This window comes from Ruminococcus sp., from assembly GCF_024684275.1.
In genome coordinates, this window is the sequence record NZ_JAIKXF010000101.1 from 1 (window position 1) to 8,844 (window position 8,844).

Consider the following 8,844-nt stretch of genomic DNA (forward strand, 5'->3'; position numbering starts at 1 on the left):
ATAGAGGCTGTGTTTCCAAAAACCGATATCCAGAATTGCATCATTCATCAGCTCAGGAATTCCAGCAAATATGTCTCATACAAGGATATCAAGGCGCTTATGGCTGATCTTAAGAAGGTCTATACCGCCGCTACCGAGGAATCTGCTCTGGACGCTCTTGACTCCTTTGCTGCTGCCTGGGACAGCAAATATCCCAAGATCTCAAAGTCGTGGTACGAAAATTGGCCAAATCTCAGCACTTACTTCAAGTTCCCACAGGAGCTCAGAAAGCTGATCTATACGACCAATACCATAGAAGGCTTCAACCGGCAGCTGAAGAAAGTGACTAAGGCAAAGTCCGTATTTCCGACTGATGACAGCCTTTTCAAAATGCTTTATCTTGCTATGAAGGACATCACGAAAAAATGGACTGGTCGCCGACAGGACTGGAGCCGCATCTACGCTCAGTTGGTAATCTACTACGGCGACAGGATACCAGAATAACATTTTCATCTTGACAATCAAATGATCATGTGCTAATATGCTGATAAGACCGACTGCTTTCACAATCGGTCTCATCATATACTCTTTTATTGCACTATTTTTCGTTTACACAGAATTTGGGATTGACTCGATAATACCGTAGACTAAAGAAATCAGCCTGTATCTCTACAGGCTGATTTAATATTTATGGCTTTTTTTCAGAAAGTTTATTTCAGGACGGCATATATAGTATTATTCAAACACTGCATTAAACTTTTCGCCGTCCTTTGGATTAAAATCATTGAAGCCCTCAGAGCCCTCTGCAATATAGATCAGAGCATTATCATCAAAACTCAAACGATTTGTGCCGAATTTGCCTGTCAAAACAACCGTATCGCCTGATATTGTCCATGTTCCTTCATCATGAGTATCGGCAGAGCCGCCAGCGCGGCTAAAATAATTGCCGTTCCTGATGAAAAATAGGGTATATGTACCTTTTTCATTTAAAAATCCAGCATTTGCTGTCAAAAAACTTTCAACTCTCTGAGCCTCGACATTCTCCAAGCCCAATAGCTTTCTCTGTATCGCCTGTGCGTCGCCTACTGTAAGACCGTCGCCGTCCATATCACCGTTAAGCTTTCCCTGTTCGGTAAGGTGGTGTTCAGCCGTACCGTCTATGCCGTATTTATTTGGATTTGCAAGAGCCTGCATTATCATGACTGCATCTGAAAGATCAACTTGACCGTCGCAGTTGGCGTCGCCCAGCAGATTTTTCTTGACGGAAGTCTGGCCGTCATTCCTGCCGCCCGAATTGTCAAAAGTTACAGCGTCAATTATGACCTTGGTTTTATCAATGCCGCACTGTTCCATGAAGTATGCGAGAGTCCTTCCGTTTTGGTCGTTCATCCTGTCAAGAACAACACGCACAACGTCGTTATACACATCAGCAGTTCCGCCGATACCATTATTCTTCATGAAGTCAGCGATCAAACTGCTCAGCCCGTCAAGCTCCTCCGGAACCTTTTCGGGAGCGTTTATTTCCAAATCAAGAAGCTTGTATTCTATCCTGTCGGCATTATACCCTTTTTCCTTGACGAAAGCATTTACCTGTGATATACCTTCTTTTGTCTTGCAGACAATAACAAAGGAGCTGTATCCCTCTGTAAAATAGGAATAGCCGTCGATATTGTTCTCGTTCATGTACTGGCGGATGTACATATCAATGTTCCGAAAATTCTCTTCCTTTGTCGTGTTGTCTGATGTGTTCTGTATAACAGGAGTAGCTGTAGATGCTATGTATTCCTTTACATCTTCTGTACGGATATCAATACCCTTGTCATTATTGCGTGAAAGCAGAATATAAATCGGTTTCTTTTGTATATCACCACCGACATCGAGAACATAGCCGTCTTCAAGCTTATATTCCCATATATGCAGACCTGAACCAACATCTCTGCCCTTGTAGTCCTTAAAATCAGACCAGTCAAGTTCATCGCCTTTTTCGGCAAGTCTCATAACATCGTTAAGAGTCATATCCTTTGTGCCTTTAAGCAATATCCCATCATTTTTTACTGTGTCGTCCTTGACAGCAACAATTTTCTGAACATTCCCGAACTGTGCAGGATAAGTTTCGAGAATACCGCCATTATAGGTGATCTCAAGCTTCATACCGGCTTTGGGTTTTATATCGTCGGGAAACTTATTTGCTGATAAAGAAAATTTATTGGAAGACTTCAGCTCAGGTGAACCGTCCACAGGTTTTACTAAGATATCATCGCCATTGACGGACATGACTGTAACTGTAACAACTTCGGTTTGTATAGTCGGATCATCTAAAACAGGCATAGTAATGGTTGTGACAGGCTTTGTTCCGGTAACCGCGATAGTTGTTGCTGTGGGTTGTGGGGCAGTCGTAACAATAAGATCATTAAATCCGGTGAAATCAGGTAATTTTTCTATTTCATACGGGATACCGCTTTCATCAAGCCCTATTTCGGTAATATAAGCCATCAGCTGTTCTTCATGGTCACCATGAAAACCGATAGACAGTTTTTCATCAGGTACAGAACGCGAAACAACGCCCTGTATGTCGTTATTAGCCATATAATCGGCAATGGCTTCACCGTATTTCTGTGCAACAGTTTTCTCCTTGCCATAATATGGTACAGCATCATCAATTAACAGCTTATCGAAATCTTTTCTCAGCTGTAGATAATTTAATGCTGCATTGCGCATAGCTGCGCGTTTTTTTCCCTCGGGGAGCTTGCATCTTATTTCGCAATTGCAGGCTATCTTGTTTTTATCTGTACTGTCTGCTCCTTTAACGAAAACACGGTTTTTAAATACAGTAATTTCAAAATACTCCTCAGGCAGAGCAAGAGCACTTACTATCCTGTTAGTATCCCATAAACTTTCACCTTTATCGTACAGGCAGTCACCGTCCTGAGACGGAGCATAATCAGTCAAGATTTCCTCCACAGTCCTGTTAGAGAGAAAATCCTCGGAGAACAGATAAACATTCCAACTGAAGCAATATACATACTCTGCGTCATTACCCTGTCCGTAAACCTTATAGCCATTATCCTTGTCCAGCCCTTTTTCTGTGAATAGGTTTACAACATCTTCTGTTGTCATTGCATTGATCTCGTTAAAGGTATATTCTTTGGATTCGGTTTCGGACACAGACTGCAAAGAAATGTTTACTGTTTCATCAACTGCATTTGCTTGTATCAAAGCAGATGAATTCATTGTCATCAATGCTGCCGTTACAGCTGCAATTATTCTTTTAGTTTTACCCATAAAAAACATCCTTTCATTTAAAATTTCTATTATAGGAAAATTATTTCTTTTATCATATCGATAAGTGCTATCACTCCTTTGTTATAGTTAAAAAGCTATACTTAATAGAAGCTGCATTTTCCGCTTTTCTTACTTTCAGTATAGCAAATCATTATGAAAAGTCAATATCTGTGTCCTGAAACGCAGGTTTTTGTCCTGAATCGCAGGTTTTTGTCCTAAACGGCAGATTTATTCAAGGATAATCTGTTGATTTGGTATCATTATTATGGTAAAATAAATAAAAAAGGCTTTGGTGGTGAGAACATGATAAGAATTGCGATAGTAGACGACAGCCGGGAGTATATAGACATTATAAAAAGAAAAATAGCAGGTATTATGGAAGAAACAGGCTTTAGCCAGTATGATATTTCGGAATTTACTGACGGTTCGATGTTCGTGAGGGACAATTCCGCTTATGATGTGCTACTTCTTGATATAGATATGCCGCAGATGAACGGCTTTGAGCTTACTGAAAGGATAGACGAACGCTTGTCATTACAAGGAACTACTCTCATATACATCTCAAGTCACGATAATTATGTGTTTGAGTCAATAAAGCACTCTCCGTTCAGATTTGTCAGAAAGAGCTTATTGGATTCAGATCTTACCGAAGCCATAAAGGCATACATTGAAAAACGTGAGAATTCCAATGATTACTTCAAATTCACTGACAGAGAAAACAATACCGAGGTAAGGATAAGATTTAACGATATAGTCTATTTCGAGTCATACAGCCATGATATATGCCTTTTAGATGCAAAGGGAGAACATTTTGTTATAAAGAGGAGCAATAATCTCTCACTTAATTCCCTTGAAGAAATGTACAGCCCCAAAGGCTTCATAAGGTCAAACAAGTCCTATCTGGTCAATTACAGGCATATTTACAAGATCATTGAAAACAAGATATACTTCACTAACGGCGGAACGGCTTTTATAACCCAGCGTGACGTTAAGAAGTTCAAATTACAGTATCAATCCCTTATTATGAAGGAGTAAGCATGAAAGATATAATAATCGACAGCATATTTTGCATTATAGATACGTTTATAATCACATATTTCTTTGAATCGGTATTCAACAGGCGAAAAACAGACACTTTGACGTCTTTAGTGCCTGCATTTCTGATACTGCTTATGGCAGATCTGGGCATAACATTCCTGAAAGTGCCTTTATTCGTGCAGCTTGCGGTATTTATAATACTGTGCGGTGCAGTACTGGGAGTATTTTACAACGGAAATCTGCTGAAAAAGAGCTATACTATAATTATAACGATATTGCTGACTATAATACCGAGTCTTCTGATAATTTACATTATCTCATCGACTTCAAATGTCAATTATGCGGCTTTGATAAGCAAAAACGATAATCTGAGGATAATGACCAACGTCCTAAGCAAGCTTTTACAGTTTGCTATTATTCATGCAGTTGTCAGGATAATGAAAAAGGAGAAAAACAGTATCTCCAAACCGCAGATCATAACCTTTGGTGCGATAATGTTTCTCTCGATAATTGCAGTAATATTCACAAGCAATGCACTGATGAAAGGTGATATCAATACATATTTCTGCATTTATACGACCATAGCTGTTATTATTGTTGATATCGGAGCTTATTGCCTTATATGGCTGTATTCTGAGCTGAACCGCAGGAAAATGGACATAAAGATGCAGGAACTGACCATACAGCAGCAACAAAGGGATGTTGAGAGCATTATAAATAAGTATTATGAAACGCTTACGCTCCGCCATGATATAAAGAAATACGTTAATATAGCTATCGAAATGCTCAATGAGAAAGAATATGATAAGCTTGGAGAGTTCCTGAGATCATTTCAGGAGAACAAGCTCGGCAGCTCAAAAGTTTATATCAATACTCAGAACAAGATGTTCAACGCCATTATCAATCAGAAAATGAATGAAGCGGATAGTTCTGATATAAAGGTAGAATGCTTTATATACGATGATCTTGCCGATTTCAGAGGCATGGAGGATATCGAGCTCTGCCTTATCTTCCTTAACTTGCTTGAAAATGCGATTGAAGCTGAGAAGAATGTCAGCGATCCTGTGATAAGGTTCACTATATTCCAGAAAGCAGCGTATACCTGCTTCAAAATAGAAAATGTCGTGGATAAGGATATACTTTCTCTCAATCCCGAGCTGAATACGACAAAGGAGGATAAGCATTCACATGGTGTCGGACTCAAATCCGTCCGTGAGATAATCGAAAAGCATGACGGTATATTCAACATCACTCAGAACGATGAATGGTTCACAGTCGAGATAATGCTGCTGAAATCTGCCGTTTAGGACAAAAAACTACTTTTTAGGACACGGATATTGAATATTTGCTAATTAATTGCTACGCCAATACAGAGCTATAAGGATACAAATGGTCAGGAAGCATACGAAAAGTCGAAGTATTTCTATAAGTATTGTGAGTGGAGGAAGTATTTCCTGATGGTGAGCTTTTCATTATCGACGGTAACAGTATCGGAGCAAGAACACTTGAATTGAGTCAGGAGTTTAGTGAGATTGCTTCCCAGTTGGACTATATAGCGAAAGATTTTTTATGTAAAGGAGCGAATGCTATGAATATTTTAGTTATAGGAAACGGATTTGACATAGCTCATGGATTGCCTACAAAATATAGCGATTTTCTAAGCTATGTACAAGCCTTCTATAGAATGAAGAATTCAACAGAAGACTGCGATAGTCTGTATTATAAGTATTTTCAATCATTAAAGAATACGAGACCAGAAATCTATAATGAACTTGATAAGCTTATAACTGATAACTGTTGGCTTGATTATTTTACTCAAATATATAAAAGAAGAGAAACTGAAGGTAAAGATGGATGGATTGACTTTGAAAGAGAGATTTCTCTTGTTATACAAGCACTTGACTCGGCGAGGCACGCTATAAATGAAGCACTAAAACATGATGACGAAAATGAACATTATTGTTTACAACAATGGCATTTAAACATTTTATGTCCTGTTGTTTTTAAGGATGGAATAATTAAAAATCATGAAGTGTTTACTTTTACTGCATCAAATATTATAGCTATCAAAACCCTTTTTTTAAATTGTCTGAACAAGCTTATAAGATGTTTGGAAATATATCTATCTGATTACATATCAATTGATACTTGCTCGCAATTGCAGGATATTGCAAACTTGGAAATACACTGCGTTTTATCATTTAATTATACTGATACTTATAAACAGATATACGATAAATCCACAGGTAGTATTAAATATGATTTCATACATGGAAAAGTGAATATAGCCAATGACGTAAATAACTGCAATCTTGTGTTGGGAATTGACGAGTATTTGTCAGGAGAAGATAAAGACAAGGACAATGAGTTCATACAATTCAAAAAGTTCTTTCAAAGAATTTATAAAGGGACTGGTTGTCTTTATACCGATTGGGCAAGATTAATAAATGATAACAACATAAGATTTGCAAAGGCAAATCCGCCTATCAATAATGTGTATATTTATGGTCATTCTTTGGATATAACTGACGCTGATATACTAAGAAGACTTATATTATTAGACAACACAATAACTACGATTTTCTATCATAGTAAAGAATCAATGGGAGATCAGATTGCTAATTTAGTAAAAGTAATCGGCGAGGAAGAATTGATAAAACGTACTGATGGAAGGAATCGAAGCATTATATTTAAGCAATCGTCATCGGAAATATTATAAACACAATAGTGAACGATGCCTTTAGTTATATCTGAGGGCATCATTTTTTACTTGTTCTCTGAAGAACAAATTTTCGATTTCTATTGACATACGAACAAATGTGTGCTAAAATAACATTAACCAAGCAAGAACGTTCATTCTATACATACGTAGTAAGCCTTCCGCCAGAAAGGAAAACGCATGAAGAGAGTGAACAGACATCATAAGCAAGACGATACGAGCGTTCTTGAATTGGATACGCCGATACAGAACTATAAGGATACATATGGTCAGGAAGCCTACGAACAGGCGACATCGTTCTATAAGTCTGATGAATGGAAGAAGGTCGAGCGTGACCAACTGAATTCGGACAGACGATACTATGAGAACAGAAAGACTTGCAGTCTTGAAGAATACAATGAGTGGGAAAGTGCAGAAGCGAGAAAGCAACGCTTTCAGAACGCTCCTACTGTTGTCCTCAATACTGAAAAGAGAGTCACAAATGGATTTGATGATCTATTTGATGATCCTGTTATCAAGGAAGCGATGGAAGCTCTCACAAAGAAGCAGTACAGCGCTCTCTACTGCTCCTTCAAAAGTGATCTTGATACATATGAAATTGCAGAAAGAATGGGTACAACTGTCCGAGCAGTGCAGGATCTGCGCCGACGAGCTTTGGACAAGCTTCGCGACGAGTACATCTCGCTCTATGAAGAAGCAAAAGCGTTCGGTTATCCGGGATTAGTCAGTTACAACTATAAACGGATATTGTCACTGTTTGAACAGTGTAAGATCATCTTTATGCAAAAAGAAGCGCCTGTAGAGACCGCTATCCCAAATGGTTCGTCCGATAAAGATCCGGCGGCGTAAACATCTCCCCACAGTATTGCTGTGGGGATTTCTTTTTGATAGTAAATATCGCTAATCGGATGCATGCTATTATTCTGCCGATTGTGCAGCTATACAAAGACTTGCTTCCCGATTATTGAAATCTTCGTTTTTTCTGTTTCCTATCGGTATATATATGGAGGCTTTTTTCTTTAACGCTCTGCTGAGACATAGGCAGGGCGTTTTTTACAAGTGCAAATAATGATTGCTGCTGCAATTATTCAGGCAGCAAACATGGAGGTGGTAAAAATGTCTAAGATTATCGGTACAAATAGTTTCCCCAGATAGTTATAAAAAAGGAGATGGAGAGTATAGGAAACGAATTAACGATCTATAACAGCGAGTACATTATGACAACTCCGCTGGAAAAGCAGGAGTACATTATCTACAAAATGATATACACTGGACTGTATATCCTTGCAGGCGCACCAAAGATAGGCAAATCGTGGTTAGCACTGGACTTGTGTATGTCAGTTGCAAATGGTGAGCAGTTTCTCAAGCACGATACGAATAAAGGTCAGGTATTGCATCTGAGCCTTGAGGACAACCTCCTGCGCTTGCAGAACAGGATATACGAGCTCACAGACGAACCCTGTGAGAACTTAAACTTCGCAATAGAAGCGCGATCAATAGGCAACGGTCTTGAGGAAGAGCTTGAAAAAAGTAAACAGGAACTTCCGAATCTTAAAGTGATTGTTGTCGATACACTTCAGAAAGTCAGGTGTAACACTGATTTCAACTACGGATCGGACTACAAGGAACTATCAGTACTGAAAGCGCTTGCGGACAAGCTGAAAGTTGCAATACTTGTCGTACACCATACGCGCAAGTGTTATGACAGCGATCCGTTCAATATGGTCTCAGGCTCGACAGGTATCATCGGCAGCGTTGACGGGATAATGGTCATGATAGAGCAACGGCGCGGCAGCGGAAAAGCAAAACTGCACTGCGCTGGGCGT

At 39.0% G+C, this 8,844-nt stretch carries 7 protein-coding genes; 6 read left to right on the forward strand and 1 reads right to left on the reverse strand.

Annotation, left to right across the window (positions count from 1 at the left end; translation table 11 throughout):
* A partial coding sequence (locus K5677_RS11845; RefSeq protein WP_296728292.1) for a transposase occupies window positions 1-483 on the forward strand: 483 nt, incomplete at its 5' end.
* A 231-nt stretch (window positions 484-714) separates the two neighbouring features.
* Here the strand turns inward: K5677_RS11845 and K5677_RS11850 are convergent.
* Window positions 715-3,261 (reverse strand): hypothetical protein, encoded by a 2,547-nt coding sequence (locus tag K5677_RS11850; RefSeq protein ID WP_296728295.1) that lies wholly within the window; start codon window positions 3,259-3,261, stop codon window positions 715-717.
* Window positions 3,262-3,564: 303 nt separating this feature from the next.
* On the opposite strand from K5677_RS11850, the gene K5677_RS11855 reads away from it, so the two are divergent.
* The 5 genes from K5677_RS11855 to K5677_RS11875 all read left to right on the forward strand — a co-directional run.
* The gene (locus tag K5677_RS11855; RefSeq protein WP_296728297.1) at window positions 3,565-4,296 is read left to right on the forward strand and encodes a LytTR family DNA-binding domain-containing protein; all 732 of its coding nucleotides are present in this window, start codon (window positions 3,565-3,567) and stop codon (window positions 4,294-4,296) included.
* A 2-nt stretch (window positions 4,297-4,298) separates the two neighbouring features.
* Entirely contained in the window at window positions 4,299-5,606 is a 1,308-nt protein-coding gene (locus K5677_RS11860; RefSeq protein ID WP_296728299.1) for a sensor histidine kinase, read from the forward strand.
* Between the two features lie 281 nt (window positions 5,607-5,887).
* Window positions 5,888-7,018, forward strand: coding sequence for a bacteriophage abortive infection AbiH family protein (locus K5677_RS11865; RefSeq protein WP_296728301.1), 1,131 nt, complete (start codon window positions 5,888-5,890; stop codon window positions 7,016-7,018).
* Between the two features lie 180 nt (window positions 7,019-7,198).
* Window positions 7,199-7,867 (forward strand): sigma factor-like helix-turn-helix DNA-binding protein, encoded by a 669-nt coding sequence (locus K5677_RS11870; protein WP_296728304.1) that lies wholly within the window; start codon window positions 7,199-7,201, stop codon window positions 7,865-7,867.
* A gap of 368 nt (window positions 7,868-8,235) precedes the next feature.
* Window positions 8,236-8,844 (forward strand): AAA family ATPase (locus K5677_RS11875; RefSeq protein WP_296728307.1); only part of this gene is annotated, 609 nt, incomplete at its 3' end.